Below are 19,591 nucleotides of genomic sequence, written 5' to 3'. Positions count from 1 at the left end.
CGCCGGGATGGATCGTGCAGGAAGATTGGGGAGTTTGGTGCTGGAAATCAAGCGTGAAAGGAGGACAAAAACAAAGGGCGTCACCGGGACGCCCTTTCTCGCATGCAAATCGCTCAGGCGGCGATCAACAGGCGCAACATGCGGCGCAAAGGCTCGGCGGCGCCCCACAGCAGTTGGTCGCCGATCACGAAGGCGGAAATGTATTCCGGACCCATGTTCAGCTTGCGCACGCGGCCGACGCCGATATCGAGCTTGCCGGTGATCGAGGCCGGGGTCAGTTCCTTGACCGAGATTTCGCGGTCGTTCGGCACCCATTTCACCCACGGGTTGCCGGACTTGATGATCGACTCGATCTCGCTCAGCGGCAGGTCTTTCTTCAGCTTCACGGTCAGCGCCAGGCTGTGGCAACGCATCGCGCCGATACGCACGCACAGGCCGTCCACCGGGATGGTGCTGGCTGTGCCGAGGATCTTGTTGACCTCGGCCTGGCCCTTCCACTCTTCCTTGGACTGGCCGTTGTCCAGTTGCTTGTCGATCCAGGGGATCAGGCCGCCCGCCAGCGGTGCGCCGAAGAATTCGGTGGGCACGTCTTCGCGGATGCACTGGGCCACCTTACGGTCGATGTCGAGGATAGCGGAAGACGGGGTCGCCAGCTCGGCTTCCACAGCCGAGTGGATGACGCCCATGCCCTTCAGCAGTTCGCGCATGTGGTTGGCGCCGCCGCCGGAGGCCGCCTGATAGGTCATGGAGCTGACCCAGTCAACCAGACCAGTGTGGAACAGGCCGCCCATGCCCATCAGCATGATGGAGTTGGTGCAGTTGCCGCCGATGTAGTTCTTGACGCCCTTGGCGACACCGTCCTTGATCAGTTGCAGGTTGACCGGGTCGAGGACGATGATGGCGTCATCCTCCATGCGCAGGGACGATGCCGCGTCGATCCAGTAGCCGGTCCAGCCAGCGGTGCGCAGCTTGGGGAAGACTTCGCCGGTATAGTCGCCGCCCTGGCAGGTGAGGATGACGTCCATGGACTTGAGGGCGTCAATGTCCTTGGCATCCATCAGCGCGGGGGCGGTTTTTCCGCCGAACGACGGGGAAGCGCCGCCAACGCTGCTGGTGGTGAAGTAATAGGGTTCAAAGTGGGCGAAGTCGTTTTCTTCGACCATGCGTTGCATCAAGACGGAGCCGACCATGCCGCGCCAGCCTACCAGACCTACTCGCATTTTGATTTCCTCGTTTTGGGCCATTCGTAGGGGAGCACTGCGTGCACCCTCTTCATCGAACATGCCTTTTGTTTATGTGTACCCGGGCAGTTAACGGGATGCTTGTCATCCGCCTGCCGCAGGCCCTACTTTTCTCTTGGGAAAAGTAGGCAAAACCGTGTCCTGCGCCAAAACTCGCATTCGATCAACTTCGTTTTCACCACCTCGCTACCGGCGAATTTTTCCAGTGCGTGTGGCTCAAACAGTTGGCTGCGGACGGCATTAAAGCTATTCAGAGCGCCTCAACAACCGCTTCGCCCATTTCCTTCGTCCCGACTTTCCTGGTGCCTTCGGTCCAGATATCCGCTGTACGCAAACCTTGATCCAGCACCTTGCCGACAGCAACTTCGATGGCTTCTGCAGCTTCACCGGCGTTGAAGGTGTAACGCAACATCATCGCAACCGAGAGGATGGTAGCAAGGGGATTGGCAATGCCTTTGCCGGCGATGTCCGGGGCGGAACCGTGGCAGGGTTCATACATGCCCTTCTTCTGCTGGTCGAGCGAGGCGCTGGGCAGCATGCCGATGGAGCCGGTGAGCATGGCAGCTTCGTCGGAGAGGATGTCGCCGAAGAGGTTGCCGGTGACGATGACGTCAAATTGCTTGGGGTTGCGCACCAGTTGCATGGCGGCGTTGTCGACGTACATGTGCGACAGTTGCACTTCCGGGTATTCCTTGCCGACTTCGGTGGCGATTTCCTTCCACAGTTCGGTTACTTCCAGCACGTTGGCCTTGTCGACCGAGCAGACCTTCTTGTTGCGCTGCATGGCGAGCTGGAAGGCGACGTGGGCGATGCGGCGGATTTCGCTTTCGCTGTAGACGTCGGTGTTGTAGCCCTGACGCTCGCCGTTTTCCAGAATACGCACGCCGCGCGGCTGGCCGAAATAAATGCCGCCGGTCAGTTCACGCACAATCAGGATATCCAGACCGGCGACGATTTCCGGCTTCAGGCTGGAAGCGGAAGCCAGTTGCGGATAAAGGATGGCCGGACGCAGGTTGGCAAACAGGTTCAGTTCGGAGCGTATCTTCAGCAGGCCGCGTTCCGGACGGATGGAACGTTCGATGGTGTCCCACTTCGGGCCGCCGACGGCGGCCAGCAGCACGGCGTCGGCCTTGCGGGCGGCTTCCAGGGTCTGGTCGGGCAGCGGAACGCCGTGGGCGTCAATGGCGCAGCCGCCCAGCAGTTCATGGCTCCAGCTGAGGCCGAGACCGAACCGTTCATTGACCTTGGCGAGGACTTTTTCGCCTTCAGCCATGATTTCCGGACCGATGCCGTCGCCGGAGAGGATGACAATATGCTTGCTCATAACAATCTCAAGATAATCTGGTTAATTCGGGCAAAGGGTCCAGCCGGGGATATCCACCCATTTAACTTCCCCCTTGCGATATACAGTGTCTCCCAGAACCACACCGCCACTTTCCAGCACTTGGTCAGTGACCACCTGCTTGACCATAATCTTGTAGCGGTTCCCGGCGATCTCGGCCAGCATGGCCACGACCGTGATCGGCGCATTGTCATGCTCCGGCAACTGGCCGCCCAGGCAAATCAGCCCGCCGACCTGTTTTTCGGTGATGCGCCCCCCCTGATTGGGAAGAGCCCAAACCGGCTGTAATAGCAGGCCTGACAGGCACAGGATGATTCCGAAATGACGATTCATGTTCTTTCTCCATGGCAGGCGGGACGACAGTAACCCGCCTGCCCCGGTATCAACGCAACGAATTGAATACCCAGGGGCGTGATTGCAGCGCCTTCGCTTCAAAAGCCCGGATATCCTCAGCTACCTGCAAGGTTAGCCCAATATCATCCAGTCCGTTAAGCAGGCAATGGCGACGGAAGTTGTCGACACTGAAACCGAAGGCTTCACCATTGGGACGGATGACCTGCAACTTTTCCAGATCGACAGTGAGCTGGTAGCCCTCGGTCGCGACGCATTCCTGAAACAGGATATCCACCTGCTCTTCCGGCAGGATCACCGGCAACAAGCCGTTCTTGAAACAGTTGTTGAAGAAGATGTCGGCAAAGCTGGAGGCGATGACGGCCCGGAAGCCGTATTCATCCAGCGCCCACGGCGCGTGTTCACGACTGGAACCGCAACCGAAGTTCTGGCGGGCCAGCAAGACCTTCGCACCTTGATAACGAGGCTGGTTGAGCACGAAATCCTGGTTGACCGGGCGCTTGGAGCAATCCTGGCCGGGATAACCCTCATCGTGATAGCGCCATTCGTCAAAGAGGTTGACGCCAAAGCCGGTGCGTTTGATCGACTTCAGAAACTGCTTGGGAATGATCTGGTCGGTGTCGACGTTGGCGCGATCCAGCGGAGCCGCCAAGCCGGTGACAACGGTAAATGCTTGCATGGTCGTGCTCCTGTCAGAAATGACGTACGTCAACAAAGTGGCCGGCAATCGCCGCCGCCGCCGCCATGGCCGGACTGACCAGGTGGGTGCGGCCGCCGTTGCCCTGACGTCCTTCGAAGTTGCGGTTGGATGTGGAAGCGCAATGTTCGCCGGACATCAGCTTGTCGGCATTCATGGCCAGGCACATCGAGCAACCCGGCTCGCGCCACTGGAATCCGGCCGCGACAAATATCTTGTCCAGCCCTTCAGCTTCGGCCTGCTTCTTCACCAGACCGGAGCCCGGCACCACCATCGCCTGCTTGACCGAGGCAGCCACGGAGCGGCCCTTGATCACCGCAGCGGCGGCACGCAAGTCCTCAATGCGCGAGTTGGTGCAGGAACCAATGAACACGCGGTCGAGCTTGATCGCGGTGACCGGCGCTTCCGGGGTCAGGCCCATGTACTGGTAGGCGCGTTCCCAGGAGTTGCGCTGCACGGCATCGGCGGCGTCGGCCAGCGCTGGCAAGGTGGCGGTCACCGGGACCACCATTTCCGGCGAGGTGCCCCAGGACACTTGCGGCTCGATGGCAGCGCCGTCCATGTCGATCACGGCATCGAAATGCGCGCCTTCATCGGATACCAGCGTTTGCCAGTAGGCGACGGCGGCGTCCCACTGATCTGCCTTGGGGGCGAACGGCTTGCCACGGAAATACTCGATGGTCTTTTCGTCCACCGCCACCATGCCGACACGCGCCCCGGCTTCAATAGCCATATTGCAGACGGTCATGCGCCCTTCCATGCTCATGTCACGGAACACCTGCCCGCCGAACTCGATGGCGTAACCGGTGCCGCCCGCCGTGCCGATCTGGCCGATGATGGCCAGCACCACGTCCTTCGCCGTCACGCCGTCGCCCAGTTGGCCGTTGACGCGGATCAGCATGTTCTTCGACTTCTTCTGCACCAGGCATTGCGTGGCCAGCACATGCTCCACTTCACTGGTGCCGATGCCGTGCGCCAGACAGGCAAACGCGCCATGGGTGGCGGTGTGCGAGTCGCCGCAGACCACGGTCATGCCCGGCAGGGTAAGGCCCTGCTCCGGACCGACCACGTGGACGATGCCTTGACGCTCGTCAAAGATGTCGAATTCGACCACGCCGAATTCCTTGCAGTTGTCATCCAGTGTCTGCACCTGGATGCGCGAGGTTTCGTCCTTGATGCCGGCGATGCCGTGTGTGCGCTCCTCGGTATCGGTGGGCACGTTGTGGTCAGGCGTGGCGATGTTGGCGTCGAGCCGCCATGGTTGGCGGCCGGCCAGTTTAAGGCCCTCAAAGGCTTGCGGGCTGGTCACTTCGTGCAGCAACTGGCGGTCGATGTAGATGAGGCAGGAGCCGTCGTCGCGCTGCGTGACGAGGTGGTCATCCCACAATTTGTCGTAGAGTGTCTTGGTGCTCATGGTGCTCATGGTGCGTTCCCCTGACTGTGCTTGGGTGATGAGCCGATTTTGGGGGAAAGCATCAGATAACACAATTTTATAATTTTTATGGATTTGATAGAATTATGGAATCCAAATCACCAGCGTCAGTCTCGAACATCCCCCAAGCAACACCGGAACAGGTAGAATAGTGCCCCTTTCTAATCTCATCACATCAGGCGTCCACCATGAGCATCAACTGGTTCCCCGGCCACATGAACAAGGCGATCCGCGAGATCAAGGAACTGCTGCCCAAGGTCGACCTGATTATCGAGATCGTCGACGCCCGCATCCCCTACAGCAGCTCCAACCCGGTCATCGAGCAGTTTCGCGGCAAGAAACCGTGGATCCGCCTGCTGAACAAGAGCGACCTGGCAGACCCGGACGTGACCCCGCTTTGGCAGGCACATTGGGAAAAGCAGCAGGGCGTGAAGGCGATTGCCGTGACCTCGCAACGGCCCGAACAGATCCGCAGCCTTATTGGCCTGATCAAGAACATCCTCAAGGGTAAGGAAAATGCGCTGGGCAATGTGACGGTGCTGATCACCGGCATCCCCAACGTTGGCAAGTCCACCATCATCAACATCCTGGCAGGCCGGCAGATCGCCAAGACCGGCAATGAGCCGGCCATCACCAAGGGCCAGCAGTGTATCAACCTCAACAACGGCATTTTGCTGTATGACACGCCCGGCATCCTGTGGCCGAAGATTGAGAACGTGCCCAGCGGCTACCGGCTGGCGGCGACCGGCGCCATCAAGGAAACTGCGATGAGCGCAGACGACGTAGCGGTGTTTACCGTCGGCTTCCTGATGAAGGCGTATCCCGAACAGATGAAGGAGCGCTTCAAGCTGGAGGAGCTGCCTGAGGGCGAAGTGGACTTCCTGGAAATGATCGGCCGCCAGCGCGGCTGCCTGGGCAGCGGCGGCCATATCGACTTTCACAAGATTTCCAATATCCTGTTGCAGGAGCTGCGCAACGTCATCATCGGCCGCGTCACCATGGAAACGCCGGAGATGGTTGAGCGGGAGCTGGTGATTGTGGAACAGAAACGGGCGGAGAAGGCGGCTAAAGAAGCGGCCAGAAAGCAGAAACCGTTGGGGGATCAGCCCCGGCATCGGGACTAACGGATGAACACCGCTGACGTCCTCGCCTTCATCGAAGTCGCCCGCGCCGAATCCTTCTCGCAGGCGGCCGAACGCCTGTTCCTGACCCAACCCGCCATCAGCAAGCGGGTCAGCAACCTGGAGGAATCACTGGGGGTGCAGTTGTTTGACCGTGTCGGCCGCCGCGTGCAGCTGACCGAGGCCGGACGCGCGCTGCTGCCGCGCGCCCGGCAGTGGCTGCTGGACTTCGACGACATCCGGAAGAGCATCGCCGACCTCAGCGGCCCCATTACCGGCGTGCTGCGCATCGGTACCTCGCATCATATCGGTTTGCACCGCCTGCCGCCGACACTGAGGCGGTTTTCGCAGCTTTATCCCGACGTTCGCCTCGACATCCAGTTCATTGACTCCGAGGAAGCGTATGAGTCAGTGCTGAGCGGTGAGCTGGAACTGGGCATCGTCACCCTGCCGCCGGTGCCGGATGCCCGATTGCTGGCCGAGGAAATCTGGGACGATCCGCTGGCCTTTGTCGCCGGACGCGATCATCCGCTGGCCGGAAATCCCGGCGTACAGTTGCAGGACCTGACGCATCACCCCGCCATCCTGCCTTCGCTCAACACCTTTACCCGCCAGATTGCCGCCCGCCTGTTCCAGGAGTCACATCTGGAACTTAACGTGACCATGGCCACCAACTATCTGGAAACCATCCGCATGATGGTCTCCATCGGCCTGGGCTGGAGCGTGCTGCCCGCCAGCATGGCCAATGAAGACATGGTGGTGCTGCCGCTGTCCGGGGTGGAAATGCATCGCAGCCTGGGGGTGGTGTATCATCCGCGCAGAACCTTGTCGCGCGCAGCCGGGGCCATGCTGGACATGCTGCGCCTGCACCGCAACTCCGCCATTTAACGAGAATAATCCATCATGCGGCGTATCCTGCTTGCCCTGCCCGTGCTGTTACTGGCCGCCTGCCAGTCCGTTCCAACGCCACCGCCAGTCCCGAAAGCCAATGCCGCCCAGCTGTTACAGGCCAGCCAGTTCCGTACCCCGCTGTACTATCTTGAAGCGCCGTTGTACGACCCGGAAGTCAAGGTATGGATTCCGCAGCGCTTTCTGGACGAAGTCCGCGACACCATCCAGGCCACCATCAACAACCCCTTCACCGACACCCAGCTTCAGCAAGCCTTGTCCCGCACCCTGAGCGCTGAGGACATGCAGGCCGTCATTGATTTCTATCAGTCACCCGCCGGACAGTTGGTGCTGAAGGCGGAAAGCAGTTTCCGGGAGCGCATCAATGCTCCGGCCAATGCCGCCAACAGTGCGGACACCCAAACCTTGCTCAAGGCTGTGCAGTTGAACGAGGCCCTCACCGGCGTTTTCATGGCCAGCGCCAACGCCCTGATTGAACGGCTGGACACCTATGATTGCCTGGCGCTGATGCAGATTCCGGGTTCACACATCGGATTGAACATCGCCAAGCGCAACCGGGTGGGTTTCATGAGCCGACAGGTGCGGCGCTCACTGGCCAACCTCTACGGTGGACTGACGGCGGAAGAGTTGCAGGCATACCTGCAGTTTGCGCAGGGCCCGGTGGGCCAGCGTTATTTCAAAGCTCGGGTGGAGGCTTTGGCGACAATCGGCACCGATTTCGGGCTACGGGTGGCGGAGGCGATTGCACCCGGCCTGCCGGAGTGCGTGGGCAGCATCCGCACCAGCAGCGGCGGTTAAAAGACGGCCAGATCGGCCTCCGCCTGCTTCCAGGATTTCCAGGCAGCGCGAAAGGCGGCCTCACGGGCTTCGCGCCCTTGAAGCACTTGCTCACGCTCAACCGACAAACGCTCCAGTTGCGCCTGCAGGCCGCGCCGCCGCATGACTTGGGCATCGCCGTCGATGATGATGCTGCTTGCGGAGGAAAATGCGCCACAAATGGCCAGCGCATCATCACAGGCTGACTGGAACGCCTGTTCCTCCGGGCTGCGTGCGAAGCTCTCCCGCGCAGACTGCATCAGCTGTTTCGCCTGCTCGCACTGCTGTTGCCGCAAAGCCAGATCCTCCTTGAAGACCGAGCGACGCGTTGCCGGAGAAAACCGGAAAACCCACTCCAGTATCATCTTGAAAACCTGATGCCACAACCGGCCCGCCAGCGTGGGATGCTGCTCGGCTGCCAATACCAGCGGACGACCCGTCACCCGGACGGAAGGCTCGATGACTGTGACCGGCGGCAGGCTCTTGAGGTCTGCAATTGCCTTAGCCAGCGGCTCCCACGCCGGGGTGTTGTCCGGCGGCGGGTTCAGGATGGCATCATCGGGCTGAAAATAACTGATCCGGTCGCGCGACAGCCGCTCGCACCACGGACAGGCAGGCAAGCCCTCCCGGTACTGGTGGTATGCCGCCCCCGCGCAGGTTAGCAGTGACTTGCCGAAACGACGCAGCCATTCTGCCCAGCCTTCGGCGCGGGGACGGCTGTCCACCCCCACCAGCGGCGCGAAAGTCAGGGAAAAGGCGTTATGCAAATCCAAGGACAACAGGTTGACCGGCAGGCTTCCCGGCAAGGGTGCAATGCCGTTTTGCGCGGCATCCTCATCGTGGGCATAGGCATAGGCGGCAATCGCCGTTTCCAGCGTCGGGGATGAACCGTCAGCATGGACAAAGGCAAAGGGATGCTCGCCCATCATCAGCACCTGGTAGACCAGCACAGCCAGCGCAAAATGATCCTGATCGCGGGTGCGGGGCTGGGTGGTATCTTCGCCCTGCACTTCCGGCGGCCAATATTCCGACGGCCCCCGACGGGCCGGAAACACCTTGTTCCAGGCATGAATCTGGAAGCGATGACCATGCATCAGGCGGATAGTGCCGTCCGCCAGCACATCGATGGCCGCGGGATCAACATAACCCAGCACATGGTCATGCTCGTGGATCACCTGTACTGCCAAAGCCAGATGCCGCGCCACCTTCACCCGGAAGGCATAATCACCGTTGGGGAAAACCCGCTTCGACAGCTTTGTGTCCAGCAGATCGGCCAGCGTCCCCAAGCCGGTCCGGACCGGCATCAAATAGCCGGTCACCTCATCACGGTCGTTATGGAGCAGGCCGTTCGGCCAAAGTGCTACTTCTGCCAACGCCTCATCGCTACCCAGCACCATGGCCTTGAGCCGGAACTGGGCGGAAGCATCGGGCAAGGTCCGGAAGATCCGCGCCTCCAGCGCCGGCTCGCCGGCAAGCGAACTGACCACCCCGTCGTCATCCTCGTCACGCAGGTTTTCCAGCGTGAAGAGACGCCCCTCGGAATCGCGCAGGATTTTCAAGGCTGCATTCATCTCGAAAAAAACTCACGACACGCTGGCAAGCGTATTTGGCAGGCAAGAGGGTTCAAGACGTTTTTCATGGGGAGCAAGGCGGCTTCAGGTTATTGTTGGATTTATGGACGCATTATTCAGGATTTGACGACGGGGGGAAAGGGTGACTTGACGTGAATGGGTCGGAAGATGTGCGACTCTCCCGACCCGGCGGTGGACGGCTCAGGCGTCCAGCACCACCCTGGCCGAATCCGGATAGGAAGTACACAGGTAAACCGCACCACCCAAGGTGTTGCCGCTCACCTTGCCGTCTTTCAACGTCAGTTTGCAGGTGCCGCACATACCCTTGCGGCAACCGGACTCCAGCGGTACACCATGACGCTCCGCCACTTCCAGCAAGGATAGGCCCCGATCTTCCGCCGTCAACTGCACATTCAGATTCAGGTGATTGAAACGGATTTCCGGCGGAGCAGCCTGGAAGTCGTATTCACCGGCGCCACCGTTATCCACCAAAGTGAAGCGTTCGGTGTGCAGCCGGCCCAGGTTGTAACCCAGTTCCGTCAGCACATTCACCATACCGTCCATGAAACCGGACGGGCCGCAGAGGTAGATGTCGCGTTCGCGGAAATCGGGATAGCGTTGCTCGAAGTTCTCCACGGTCAACGGCGTGACATACCCCTCCGCCGTCTCCCGGCTCAGGGCGATGTCAACCGGCATGCGGCGCTGCCAGCGGCGCAGGACATCGGCAAAAATCACGTCTTCCGCCTTGCCGAAGCAAGCATGAAACTGCATGTCCGGCACCTGCTCCGCCTGCAGCAACGACGCAACCATGGCGTGAACGGGGGTGATACCGGAACCGGCACAAAGAAACAGCAGCTTGTCCTGACCGCGATAACGGAAGCAGCCTTGCGCCTGGCTGAGGCCCACCACGCAGCCGGGGCGCAGCCAGTCATGCATCCAGCCGGACACCCAACCATTGGCGGTGCGCTTGACGGTAATGCTGATTGAACCGTCCACAGCCGCCGGACTGTAGCAGCGGGTCAGGCGCTGGCCGTCGGCCTCAATGGTCACATCCACATATTGTCCGGCCTGCATGCCCTGCCAATGCTGGTTCGGCATTAGGGTGAAAGTCTTCACGCCCGGCGCTTCATCGCGCACGGCCGTACAGACCGCCTTCAGTTCATAGGTCCACAGGAAGTCATTGACCTTGCGGTTGACCACGGTCATGGTGTTCGAGGCCAGATAGTCCAGCCGATCCCGACCCAGCGTTTGCAGCGCCCAGACATTGGCGCGTGTTTTCAGCAACTCAAGCATGGTTCTCTCCCGCCGGGTTCGGGAAAGAATACTTCCACAACACCTTCACATAATTGCGGATGGCCTTGCCCCAACTCGGGTTGCACTTGTAGGTGATGCCATGTTTGGCGCAGACCGCCTTCACTTCCTTCGCCATGTCCGGATAACGGTGCGAGGGAATGTCCGGAAACAGGTGGTGTTCAATCTGGTAGTTCAGGTGGCCCCAAAGAATACTCATGCGGCGGCTGCCCTTGAAATTCACCGAGGACTCCAGCTGCGACAAATACCAGCGCCCCTTGTGGTCAATCGCGTCTTCAGGCTGCAAGGGCTCGGTGAAGTGCGTGGCCTGGATGGTGAGACCGATCCAGTAATTATTGACGACATCGGCAATGGCATTTCCCGCCAGTACGCGCAGCGGCGAACGCCCCGTCAGGGCGGCCAGCGCCGGAAATACACCGTATTCCTTCACCATCACCCGCATGATGGAACGCAGGTGCCGCTTTTCGCGTTCAGCCACACTGGCGCCGCCGGTATCGACCATGGCGTAGCCTTCGTTGCCCAAGGGGAAGTTTTCCGCCCTGTACTCCTGGGAAAATCCGAGGTTCTGCGCATTGAAGCGGTAGAGCATGGTCGGATAGGCCGCCAGCAGGTACATCGGCACCTGAAAGCGATGGGAGGGATTCCACGGCGTCTTGTCGTTGGTGCGCAGGATGCCGTGATTGAGATCCGGGTCCTTCTCGTAGACGTTGGTATGGACGTGGTGCATGGCGTTGTGCTCGCGCCGCCAGGCTTCCTCGTCAATCGGGGCCTTCCACTTGAAGTTGTGCGAATGGAATTCCGGGATTTCCGGGAAATAATCGTACTGACCGTGCAGGACGTTGTGCCCGATCTCAATGGCTTCGAGATTGCGGTGCAGCCAGACCAAACCCGTTCCCGCCACGAAACTCAGCGGCCCGCGACCCAGCCACAGCAATCCCCGCCCCGCCACTTCGGCGATGCGGGAGTTGCGGCGGATACTGCGGATATACGCGATGTCCGCCTCACCTAATTGCTGGCGGTGGCGGGTCTTGATGGCCTCGAATTCCTGTTCAATCTGGTCATACAGGGCATCAGTCGGGGACGTGACGGGGACGTTGGCCGTCCGGGGCGCCAGGGTTTCGGTCATGGTCGGGTTTCTGAACTGTTTCTGGGAGTCGATAAGGCGCGCAATCTAGCACACCTGTCCTGCAATTTCGCCTGACCAAACGGCCGGAAGACGCAATTTTTTAGAGCGCGCGCAGCGGCGGCTCCTCCATCAGGATCACCTGTTGCTCCAGCTCCGCCACATGCTGCTCCCAGTAGCCGCCACTGTTGAACCACGGGAAGTAGCGCGGAAAGGCGGGATCGTCCCAGCGTGAAGTCAGCCACCCGGCGTAATGGATCATACGCAGGCTGCGCAAGGCCTCGATCAGCGGCAATTCGGCTACGTTGAAATCATGGAACATGGTGTAGCCGTCCAGCAGTTCGGCCATTTGCAATTCCTGTTCATGACGGGTGCCGGCCAGCAGCATCCACATGTCCTGAACGGCTGGCGCCGACTGACAATCGTCAAAGTCCACCAGCCACGGACCGTCGTCACGCGTCCACAGGATGTTGCCGGGATGACAGTCGCCATGAGTACGGATGAAGGCGGAAGTTTCCAGCCCGGTCGCCCGGATCTGCTCACCCAACCGGGCAATCACTGCCTGATAGCGCCCGGTCAGAGTTTTGGGAAGGAAATCTTTTGCCAGAATCAATTGCGAAGGCTGGTTGAGGAAGCGCTCCAGCGTCAGCGCGGGCCGATGCTGAAACGGCTGCCGCTTCCCAATAGCGTGCATGCGCCCCAGCAACATGCCGATACGGTGCAGTTGCTCATAATCACCGGGCTCGGGAGCCTGACCGCCTTTGCGGGTGAACAGGGTGAAGCGGTAGCCTTCGTAGTCATACAGGGTGGCGCCGCCCTCCCCGGCCACCGGTCCCACAACCGGCAATTCGGCCTCGGTCAGCTCACGGCAAAAATCATGTTCCTCCTGAATCTGGGCATACGTCCAGCGGGCGGGGCGATAGAACTTGGCGATCAGCGGCAAAGAGTCCTCGATGCCCACCTGATATACCCGGTTTTCATAGCTGTTGAGCGCCATCACCCGGGCATCGCTCAAGCGACCGGTGCTTTCCACGGCGTTGATGACCAGATCGGGAGACAGTCGGGAATAGTCATCCAGCGACATTGAAGACATGGGCGGCATCCGCAGCGGCAAAAGGCGGATGATGCCACACGGTGAGGGTTTGCGGGCCTATTCTTCGCCGCAGGCGCGATTGGCGGGAACGGCCACATCCATCCATTTCGGATTGGGCAGCTTCAAATTCGCCATCTGCCGCACATAAGCGGCTTCGTCCGCCACCTGCAAACGGGGGTTATGCGCCTTTTCCTCGGCAATGGTGCTGGACGTCCAGCCCTTGTAGTCATGGCCGGGATAGACAACCGTATCTTCCGGCAATGCCAGCAGCCGCTGCAGGCTGCGGTACTGCGCGGCGGCATCGCCATTCTGGAAATCGGTGCGGCCGGTGCCCCGTATCAGCAACGTATCGCCGGAAAACAGCAGATGACGTCCGCCGTCTTCCAGCAGGAAACAATAGGAGTCATTGGTATGGCCGGGGGTATACAGCGCCTGCAGCGCCAAGTCGCCGACAGCGATGCGGTCACCTTCGCGGAATGTCTCGCTGACACAGGTGCTGACCGTCGGCTGTCCCAGCATGGTCTTGCAGCCGGTAGCCTCGCGCAGGCTGCCCGCTGCGGTAATGTGGTCGGCATGAATGTGCGTTTCCAGCACCCGTTCCAGCGTCAAGCCCAGCTCCCTCAGCAATTGCTGGTAGGCCGGCAGTTCAGACTTTACCGGATCAATCAGCAACGCCTGATGAGTCACGGCATCGGCAAGCAGATAGGTGTAGGTACTCGATTCGCGTTCAAACAGCTGACGGAAGATCATGACTTCAACTCCAGGCACGCCATAAGGTTTGTATCGCCAGCAGCGCCACCATGGCGGCAAAGCCCTGCTGCAGCACCGGCCCGGCTACACGGCGGGCCATCAGGCTGCCCATGGCCATGCCCAGCACTGCCCCGCCCACCAGATAAAGCAGCAGGCTGAGCGGCAAGGCATCATGGCGCAGGAAATTGCCAAAACCCACCAGCGACACCACGCCGATGACCCCGAGTGATGTCGCCACGGCCATGCGCATCGGAAGGTTGGTCAACAACACCAGCATCGGCACAATGACAAAACCACCGCCAACGCCGAACAAACCGGACAGCAGGCCCGCCAAAGCTCCTGCCAGAATCAACCGCACCACACAGGGCGATTGCATATACAGCGGCTTGCCGGTCAAACGGCATACCGGCCCGCCCTCAACCTGATCCAGCTCAGGACTGGCACGAAGCAATTTGGTATCTTCAGGGTGGCTGGCGGCCTGCCGCCACATGCGCAGGGCAATAAACCCCGCCAGCAAGGCAAACACGGTCAACAGCATCTGTTCCGGAACCTGCCGGCCCAACCACTGCCCCACCGGGGCCATAATCGCGCCGGCACCCGCCATGACCCCCACCAGGAACCACTGGATCTGGCCCGACCTGAACCTGAGCAGGACCCCCAGCCAGGCCGCCAAACCCACCGCCCCCAGCGACAGCCCGCTGGCGGTCATCAGCGGCAGATGCAACAGCGTCATCAATAAGGGTAGCGCCAGAATGGAGCCGCCCGCACCGGTCAGGCCCAGGACCAGACCGATCAAGCTGCCAATCAGCAGCGCCAGCATCGATCAACCCTGCACAATGGGCAAACCGGCTCCCATGCAGGCATTGGTTCCACCCTCTACTACCACGACATTCAGCCCGGTTTGCTGTACCAACTGGGCAGCGGCGACTTGAGCGCGCATTCCCGCCTGGCACAGGATAAAAACCGGCTCTTCATGCTTCAGACCTTGCTGATTTAGGTCAGATTCAATTTTGGCGGCATTCAGTTCATTGAGGGGATACAGCTTGGCGCCATCAACATGCTGGGCCTGGAATTCAGCCGGACCGCGCACATCAATCATGAACAGGTCAGGACGATATTGCTGGCGAAAATTATGAACAGTGATGAACTTGATCGACATGGCTGGACTCCGGTCATCAGGCGTATTTGGTCAACAGGGCTTTCACTTCCGACATGCGATCGGTCACGGGCTTGTCATTGCTTTCATCAATGACATTGGACTCAATGACGCAGGCCAGCATTTCAAAAAAAGCCTTGTCGAGTGCGCGACGGGCAGCGGTCATCTGCTGCAGCACCTGCTCACATTCGGTATCGTTCTGGATCAGTTTCTGGATGCCGCGAATTTGCCCTTCCACGCGCGCCAGGCGCTTGAGCAATTCGGATTTATGTTCGGGCTGTGGGGTCTGCATGATGGGTAACTCCGCCAATATACCCCCCATGGTATATATTTTCCGGCGTATTGCAAGCGACTCCTTTTATATAACCATAAAAAAACCGGGGCTATAAGCCCCGGCCTCTTTCAATCCATCCGGAATCAGGCGTTCAGTGATTCAGGCGGGATCGTCAGGTAACGTACACCTGCCATTTGCTCGGTGATGCGGTAAACCTGAGTGCTATAACCGACTTCATTGTCATACCAGACGTAAACGGTGACATGGTTGCCGTTGACAATCGTGGCCTGAGCATCAAACACGCCGGCAGCACGAGCGCCGATAAAGTCCGAAGACACCACTTCCGTAGAGCTGGTGTAATCGATCTGCCCCTGCAGGTTGGAGTGCAAGGCGATCTGACGCACGTACTCGTTCAGTTCATCACGCGACACGGCCGTCGGCAGCGTCAGGTTCAGAATGGCCAGCGACACATTCGGGGTCGGCACACGCACTGAGTTGCCGGTCAGCTTGCCCATCAACTCCGGCAATGCCTTGGCCACGGCCTTGGCGGCGCCGGTTTCGGTAATGACCATGTTCAGCACGGCGGAACGACCGCGACGGTCAGCCTTGTGGTAGTTGTCGATCAGGTTCTGGTCGTTGGTGAACGAGTGCACGGTTTCGACATGGCCGGAAATAATACCGTACTTGTCATTCAGCACCTTCAACATCGGCGTGATGGCGTTGGTGGTGCAGGACGCAGCCGAGATGATCTTGTCGCTGTCCAGGATGTCCTTGCTGTTGACGCCGAACACGATATTCTTGATGTTGCCCTTGGCCGGAGCCGTCAGGATGACACGGGCCACGCCGGGACAGGTCAGATGACGGCCCAGGCCCTCTTCATCCTTAAGCTTGCCGGTATTGTCGATCAGGATGGCATTCTTGATGCCATAAGCTGTGTAATCCACGTCTTCAGGCTTGGCAGCGTAGATCACCTTGATGAAGTTACCGTTGGCAATGATGCCTTCGTTTTCTTCATCCACGGCAATGGTGCCGTCGAAGGAGCCATGCACAGAATCACGACGCAGCAGCGAGGCGCGCTTGGCGAGATCACCTTCCTGGGTCTTGCGCACAACAATGGCGCGCAGGCGCAGGCCTTGGCCACTGCCCGTTTGTTCGATGATGAGGCGGGCCAGAATGCGGCCGATACGGCCGAAACCATACAGCACCACATCTGACGGATGCTCGGCCGTATGCAGGCCGATGGCAGGCTTCAGGGCGGCGCGCAGGAAATCAGCAGCGGACAGGCTCTTGTCGCTGTTCTTGTAATCAATGGCCAGCTTGCCGACATCGACCTGACAGGAACCGATATCGGTCATGGCGGCCAGCGCCAGGATCAACGGCTCGGTATCAACCACCGAAAGCTCTCCGGCAATCATGCGCACACGGCGATGCATTTTCAGAATCTGGATGACGGAACGGTTGACCAGATTGCGGCCATACACCTGAACGATGATGTTGCGCTCGCGGTACAATTTGCCGATGACGGGGATCAGGGTTTCGGCAATGGCTTCGCGGTTCTTCCAACGACCAAAGTGGTCTTCGCGCAGGGCTAGAATATCGCTCACGTCTTCATCCTCACAGGCTGTTTGACAGAAAAGTGGCGCGTATTCTAGCCCTTTTTGACGGGGATGTCAGGTTTCGACAAGGGCTTGGCGGAAAAAGACAAGACTGCCCTATTTCTGAAAACGGGCTTTCCAGTCGTTGTAGGGCATGCCGTAAACCATTTCACGCACGGCTTCGTAATCCACCGTCACACCCTTTTCATCGGCCGCCTCCTTGACCCACTTCGAAAGGCAATTCCGGCAAAACCCGGCCAGGTTCATCAGGTCAATGTTCTGGACTTCGGTGTGTTCCCGCAGATGCTGCAACAGATGACGAAAGGCGGCCGCTTCCAGCTCGGTTTGGGTGGCCTGGTCCAACTCCAACATGACGATCTCCACTAAGGTTTGAAAAAAAGAGGCCCTGTTCAGGCCCCGGCCACATTATCGCTGAATCAATTTCCGCCGCCACAAGGGCCAGGCTGTTTGCTCGGCATCACGCCGGGCAAACAACTCGTTCATCAGACTGTAAATGCGGTTCGAGACCTGCTCACGCACCTGCCATTGCAGATCACGGTCCTTCGCCTGCTCTTGCAGGGAGGCCAGCTCGATGCGCTCGCCAAAAGCGAAATAGAAGCGCTCGGGACGCGGCAACGGAGTGCCCGCCAGACCGGTTGCCAAGGGAGCGAAGGCCTCCCCCCCTCTCAGATACCGATCGCTAATACCGGTGCGGCGCAGGAAGCGACCCACGCGGGAGGCATTAAAATCATTGGCGTCATAACGAATACGATAGGCATCATCGGCACCGATCGCCGCAAAGGGAATGATGTCATAGCCGTGTTCCAGCGCCATCCGTGCAAATCCGGTCCGTTCCTTCCAGACCAGCCGGTACTCCTCTCCCTTGTTCTTCATCACCTCACGCCCGCCGCCCGGATACACCAGAATGTGTTCTCCCGCCTGCATCAAGGCACTGCAGTTCTCTGGCGTACCCGCCACACAGCCATTTTCCGTCAACATATCGCGCCATCCCGGCACCTTGAAATGGATATGATCGCCCAGTGAACGCAAGAAAATCCCTTTCTTTTCATAAAGCCCCAGCACCATCAGCGGGCCATCCAGCGTCCCGTACAAGGTATGGTTACCGACATACAGGGCAGGACGGGACAGGTCGAGATTTTCCAGCCCTGAAAAACTGGGAGCAAACCAGCGGTTCATCAGCGACAGGCGGGAGCGGACGCGTTGCAGCGGCGGCGGTGTAAAAGGAACAACGGCATTGGCCATGGCAGGAAGGACTCCGAAGGCAAGAGTTCCCAATTGTTACTCATATCCTGTCAGACAAGCCAAGCCTTTTATCAATCTTTTGCGTTACAATTCCTCACCTTTTGACGGCCTGTGAATTTCCCCATGAGCGAACACACTCCGAACAAGCTGAAAAGTCTGAAAACCGGCGGCTTTGAACGGCGCTGGTCGCTGGCCAAAGCCAGCCTGGTGGCAGGTACGCGTCTGGCCACGTCCAGCGCCTCCACCCTGTTCAGCTCCAGCAGTGAAAAGGAGAGTACCCGCAAACGCGTCATGGGCGAACAAGCCGAATATCTGGTCCGGGAGATGGGCAAGCTCAAGGGCAGTATCGTCAAGATCGGCCAGATGATGGCGCTCTACGGGGAGCATTTCCTGCCAGTCGAAGTGACCCGCGCACTGCACCAGTTGAACGATAATACCGTGGCGCTGCACTGGGAAGTTATTGAACAACTGCTGATGGTCGAGCTGGGTGACAAGCGGTTCGACGAACTTATCATAGATCCGGAACCGCTTGGCGCCGCTTCGTTGGCGCAGGTTCATCGCGCCGTCCGCAAGTCCGACGGCACCGAACTGGTGTTGAAAGTCCAGTATCCGGGTGTCGCAGACGCCATTGATTCCGATCTCAGCCTGGTCGCGCAAATGATGCGACTGGCGCGCGTAGTGCCTCAAACCCGTGAGTTTGAAGAATGGCTGGAAGAGGTGCGGCTGATGATGCACCGCGAAGTCAACTACCCACAGGAAATGGAAACCACCCGCCTATTCCGAGAACACCTCAAGAACGACCATCGCTACATCGTTCCGCGCATTTACCCCGACTACAGCACCGAAAAAGTCATTGCCATGTCCTACGAGCATGGCGTGCCCATCAACAGCAACGCCATCATGACGCTGTCACAGGCTCGCCGCAACAAGCTGGCCGAAGCGTCGCTGGAAATCTGTTGCCGCGAAGTCTTTGAATGGGGGGAAATGCAGACCGACCCGAACTTCGGCAACTATCTGGTGCGACTGGGTGATGGAAGTGAACAACATCCGGACCAGATCGTGCTTCTGGATTTCGGCGCGGTCCGGGACTTTCCGGAAGACCTGCTGGCGCTGGCGCGGGGACTGACCCGGGCTGCTTTCCATCGCAACATGGACGCCATGCTCGACGTCATGCAGGGACATGACTTCTTCCAAAGCATTCCGGTTGAAATCAGACGTGGATTGGCCGAATTATTCTTCCTGGCAGTGGAACCCTTTTCCGACATGAGTGAGGCGCCGCCGGAAGCATTGGCGGAAGACGGTTCATATATCTGGGCCAAGGCCAACCTGCATAACCGGGTCATGGCAAAAGCGGCAAAATCCGCCGCCACCCGCCACTTTACGGTCCCTCCAAAAGAGTTGATGTTCATCAGCCGGAAATTTGTGGGCGCCTATACGTTCATGACAGTGATTGATGCGCAAATAAACAGCCGTCCAATGCTGGAACACTACTTGCAAACGGCGTGATACGGAAGTCCATCAACAGAAACCCCGGCCGGCGGCCGGG

The 19,591-nt window shown here is 59.4% G+C and carries 20 protein-coding genes; 4 read left to right on the top strand and 16 right to left on the bottom strand.

Annotated elements, in window-relative coordinates:
• Positions 1-113: 113 nt before the first annotated feature.
• The 5 genes from asd to leuC all read right to left on the bottom strand — a co-directional run bounded on the left by asd (position 114) and on the right by leuC (position 5,045).
• Positions 114-1,220, bottom strand: a complete 1,107-nt coding sequence (asd, locus tag Q7T36_RS07090; protein WP_304845742.1) for an aspartate-semialdehyde dehydrogenase — start codon at positions 1,218-1,220, stop codon at positions 114-116.
• A gap of 271 nt (positions 1,221-1,491) precedes the next feature.
• Complete coding sequence (gene leuB, locus Q7T36_RS07085; protein WP_304845739.1) at positions 1,492-2,565, bottom strand: 3-isopropylmalate dehydrogenase; 1,074 nt, start codon at positions 2,563-2,565, stop codon at positions 1,492-1,494.
• Positions 2,566-2,586: 21 nt separating this feature from the next.
• Positions 2,587-2,916, bottom strand: coding sequence for a hypothetical protein (locus Q7T36_RS07080; protein ID WP_304845736.1), 330 nt, complete (start codon positions 2,914-2,916; stop codon positions 2,587-2,589).
• Between the two features lie 49 nt (positions 2,917-2,965).
• Complete coding sequence (leuD, locus tag Q7T36_RS07075; RefSeq protein ID WP_304845733.1) at positions 2,966-3,613, bottom strand: 3-isopropylmalate dehydratase small subunit; 648 nt, start codon at positions 3,611-3,613, stop codon at positions 2,966-2,968.
• A gap of 13 nt (positions 3,614-3,626) precedes the next feature.
• Positions 3,627-5,045, bottom strand: coding sequence for a 3-isopropylmalate dehydratase large subunit (gene leuC, locus Q7T36_RS07070; RefSeq protein WP_304846583.1), 1,419 nt, complete (start codon positions 5,043-5,045; stop codon positions 3,627-3,629).
• A 206-nt stretch (positions 5,046-5,251) separates the two neighbouring features.
• On the opposite strand from leuC, the gene ylqF reads away from it, so the two are divergent.
• Genes ylqF through Q7T36_RS07055 form a run of 3 tightly spaced genes read left to right on the top strand, consistent with a single transcriptional unit; the run spans position 5,252 to position 7,891 of the window.
• Entirely contained in the window at positions 5,252-6,187 is a 936-nt protein-coding gene (gene ylqF / locus Q7T36_RS07065; protein WP_304845730.1) for a ribosome biogenesis GTPase YlqF, read from the top strand.
• 3 nt (positions 6,188-6,190) lie between these two features.
• Complete coding sequence (locus Q7T36_RS07060; protein WP_304845727.1) at positions 6,191-7,072, top strand: LysR family transcriptional regulator; 882 nt, start codon at positions 6,191-6,193, stop codon at positions 7,070-7,072.
• 15 nt (positions 7,073-7,087) lie between these two features.
• A complete protein-coding gene (locus Q7T36_RS07055) occupies positions 7,088-7,891 on the top strand; it encodes a DUF2059 domain-containing protein (protein WP_304845724.1) in 804 nt (267 codons plus the stop codon).
• On the opposite strand, the gene Q7T36_RS07050 is transcribed toward Q7T36_RS07055, so the two are convergent.
• From Q7T36_RS07050 to Q7T36_RS07000, 11 genes are all read right to left on the bottom strand, one after another.
• Positions 7,888-9,480 (bottom strand): hypothetical protein, encoded by a 1,593-nt coding sequence (locus Q7T36_RS07050; RefSeq protein WP_304845721.1) that lies wholly within the window; start codon positions 9,478-9,480, stop codon positions 7,888-7,890. The two genes, Q7T36_RS07055 and Q7T36_RS07050, sit on opposite strands and share 4 nt — an antisense overlap.
• 201 nt (positions 9,481-9,681) lie before the next feature.
• On the bottom strand, positions 9,682-10,773 hold the full coding sequence (locus Q7T36_RS07045) for a flavin reductase family protein (RefSeq protein ID WP_304845718.1): 1,092 nt from the start codon (positions 10,771-10,773) through the stop codon (positions 9,682-9,684).
• Complete coding sequence (locus Q7T36_RS07040; protein WP_304845715.1) at positions 10,766-11,917, bottom strand: acyl-CoA desaturase; 1,152 nt, start codon at positions 11,915-11,917, stop codon at positions 10,766-10,768. The genes Q7T36_RS07045 and Q7T36_RS07040 overlap by 8 nt, the downstream gene beginning before the upstream one ends.
• A 100-nt stretch (positions 11,918-12,017) precedes the next feature.
• Entirely contained in the window at positions 12,018-13,007 is a 990-nt protein-coding gene (locus Q7T36_RS07035; protein ID WP_304845712.1) for a serine/threonine protein kinase, read from the bottom strand.
• Positions 13,008-13,064: 57 nt separating this feature from the next.
• Positions 13,065-13,757, bottom strand: a complete 693-nt coding sequence (locus tag Q7T36_RS07030) for an MBL fold metallo-hydrolase (protein ID WP_304845709.1) — start codon at positions 13,755-13,757, stop codon at positions 13,065-13,067.
• A 4-nt stretch (positions 13,758-13,761) separates the two neighbouring features.
• Positions 13,762-14,577 carry a sulfite exporter TauE/SafE family protein gene (locus Q7T36_RS07025; RefSeq protein ID WP_304845706.1) on the bottom strand — a complete coding sequence of 272 codons (816 nt, stop codon included), beginning with the start codon at positions 14,575-14,577 and terminating at the stop codon, positions 13,762-13,764.
• Between the two features lie 3 nt (positions 14,578-14,580).
• On the bottom strand, positions 14,581-14,916 hold the full coding sequence (locus Q7T36_RS07020) for a rhodanese-like domain-containing protein (protein WP_304845703.1): 336 nt from the start codon (positions 14,914-14,916) through the stop codon (positions 14,581-14,583).
• 16 nt (positions 14,917-14,932) lie between these two features.
• Entirely contained in the window at positions 14,933-15,205 is a 273-nt protein-coding gene (locus Q7T36_RS07015; RefSeq protein WP_304845700.1) for a metal-sensing transcriptional repressor, read from the bottom strand.
• Between the two features lie 125 nt (positions 15,206-15,330).
• Positions 15,331-16,791: a glyceraldehyde-3-phosphate dehydrogenase gene (locus tag Q7T36_RS07010; protein WP_304845697.1), complete on the bottom strand. Its 1,461-nt coding sequence runs from the start codon at positions 16,789-16,791 to the stop codon at positions 15,331-15,333.
• A gap of 108 nt (positions 16,792-16,899) precedes the next feature.
• Complete coding sequence (locus Q7T36_RS07005) at positions 16,900-17,154, bottom strand: DUF1244 domain-containing protein (RefSeq protein WP_304845694.1); 255 nt, start codon at positions 17,152-17,154, stop codon at positions 16,900-16,902.
• 54 nt (positions 17,155-17,208) lie between these two features.
• Positions 17,209-18,045: a lysophospholipid acyltransferase family protein gene (locus Q7T36_RS07000; RefSeq protein ID WP_304845691.1), complete on the bottom strand. Its 837-nt coding sequence runs from the start codon at positions 18,043-18,045 to the stop codon at positions 17,209-17,211.
• 123 nt (positions 18,046-18,168) lie between these two features.
• Here Q7T36_RS07000 and Q7T36_RS06995 point away from each other — a divergent pair, with 123 nt between their 5' ends.
• Entirely contained in the window at positions 18,169-19,551 is a 1,383-nt protein-coding gene (locus Q7T36_RS06995) for an AarF/ABC1/UbiB kinase family protein (protein WP_304845688.1), read from the top strand.
• Positions 19,552-19,591 lie beyond the last annotated feature (40 nt).

The organism is Fluviicoccus sp. (genome assembly GCF_030646115.1).
Lineage (GTDB): Bacteria > Pseudomonadota > Gammaproteobacteria > Pseudomonadales > Moraxellaceae > Fluviicoccus.
The sequence above is the reverse complement of the archived record's forward strand: the minus strand, read 5'-3'. Positions and strand labels throughout refer to the sequence as shown.

Bases quoted from the DNA above. Each gene is read 5' to 3' on its own strand.
- Q7T36_RS07000 (WP_304845691.1), bottom strand. From the start codon at position 18,045: ATGGCCAATGCCGTTGTTCCTTTTACACCGCCGCCGCTGCAACGCGTC.
- leuB (WP_304845739.1), bottom strand. From the start codon at position 2,565: ATGAGCAAGCATATTGTCATCCTCTCCGGCGACGGCATCGGTCCGGAA.
- leuC (WP_304846583.1), bottom strand. From the start codon at position 5,045: ATGAGCACCAAGACACTCTACGACAAATTGTGGGATGACCACCTCGTC.
- Q7T36_RS07015 (WP_304845700.1), bottom strand. From the start codon at position 15,205: ATGCAGACCCCACAGCCCGAACATAAATCCGAATTGCTCAAGCGCCTG.
- Q7T36_RS07040 (WP_304845715.1), bottom strand. From the start codon at position 11,917: ATGACCGAAACCCTGGCGCCCCGGACGGCCAACGTCCCCGTCACGTCC.
- Q7T36_RS07025 (WP_304845706.1), bottom strand. From the start codon at position 14,577: ATGCTGGCGCTGCTGATTGGCAGCTTGATCGGTCTGGTCCTGGGCCTG.
- Q7T36_RS07030 (WP_304845709.1), bottom strand. From the start codon at position 13,757: ATGATCTTCCGTCAGCTGTTTGAACGCGAATCGAGTACCTACACCTAT.
- Q7T36_RS07080 (WP_304845736.1), bottom strand. From the start codon at position 2,916: ATGAATCGTCATTTCGGAATCATCCTGTGCCTGTCAGGCCTGCTATTA.
- asd (WP_304845742.1), bottom strand. From the start codon at position 1,220: ATGCGAGTAGGTCTGGTAGGCTGGCGCGGCATGGTCGGCTCCGTCTTG.
- Q7T36_RS07020 (WP_304845703.1), bottom strand. From the start codon at position 14,916: ATGTCGATCAAGTTCATCACTGTTCATAATTTTCGCCAGCAATATCGT.
- leuD (WP_304845733.1), bottom strand. From the start codon at position 3,613: ATGCAAGCATTTACCGTTGTCACCGGCTTGGCGGCTCCGCTGGATCGC.
- Q7T36_RS07050 (WP_304845721.1), bottom strand. From the start codon at position 9,480: ATGAATGCAGCCTTGAAAATCCTGCGCGATTCCGAGGGGCGTCTCTTC.
- Q7T36_RS07055 (WP_304845724.1), top strand. From the start codon at position 7,088: ATGCGGCGTATCCTGCTTGCCCTGCCCGTGCTGTTACTGGCCGCCTGC.
- Q7T36_RS07060 (WP_304845727.1), top strand. From the start codon at position 6,191: ATGAACACCGCTGACGTCCTCGCCTTCATCGAAGTCGCCCGCGCCGAA.
- Q7T36_RS07045 (WP_304845718.1), bottom strand. From the start codon at position 10,773: ATGCTTGAGTTGCTGAAAACACGCGCCAATGTCTGGGCGCTGCAAACG.
- Q7T36_RS06995 (WP_304845688.1), top strand. From the start codon at position 18,169: ATGAGCGAACACACTCCGAACAAGCTGAAAAGTCTGAAAACCGGCGGC.
- ylqF (WP_304845730.1), top strand. From the start codon at position 5,252: ATGAGCATCAACTGGTTCCCCGGCCACATGAACAAGGCGATCCGCGAG.
- Q7T36_RS07035 (WP_304845712.1), bottom strand. From the start codon at position 13,007: ATGTCTTCAATGTCGCTGGATGACTATTCCCGACTGTCTCCCGATCTG.
- Q7T36_RS07005 (WP_304845694.1), bottom strand. From the start codon at position 17,154: ATGTTGGAGTTGGACCAGGCCACCCAAACCGAGCTGGAAGCGGCCGCC.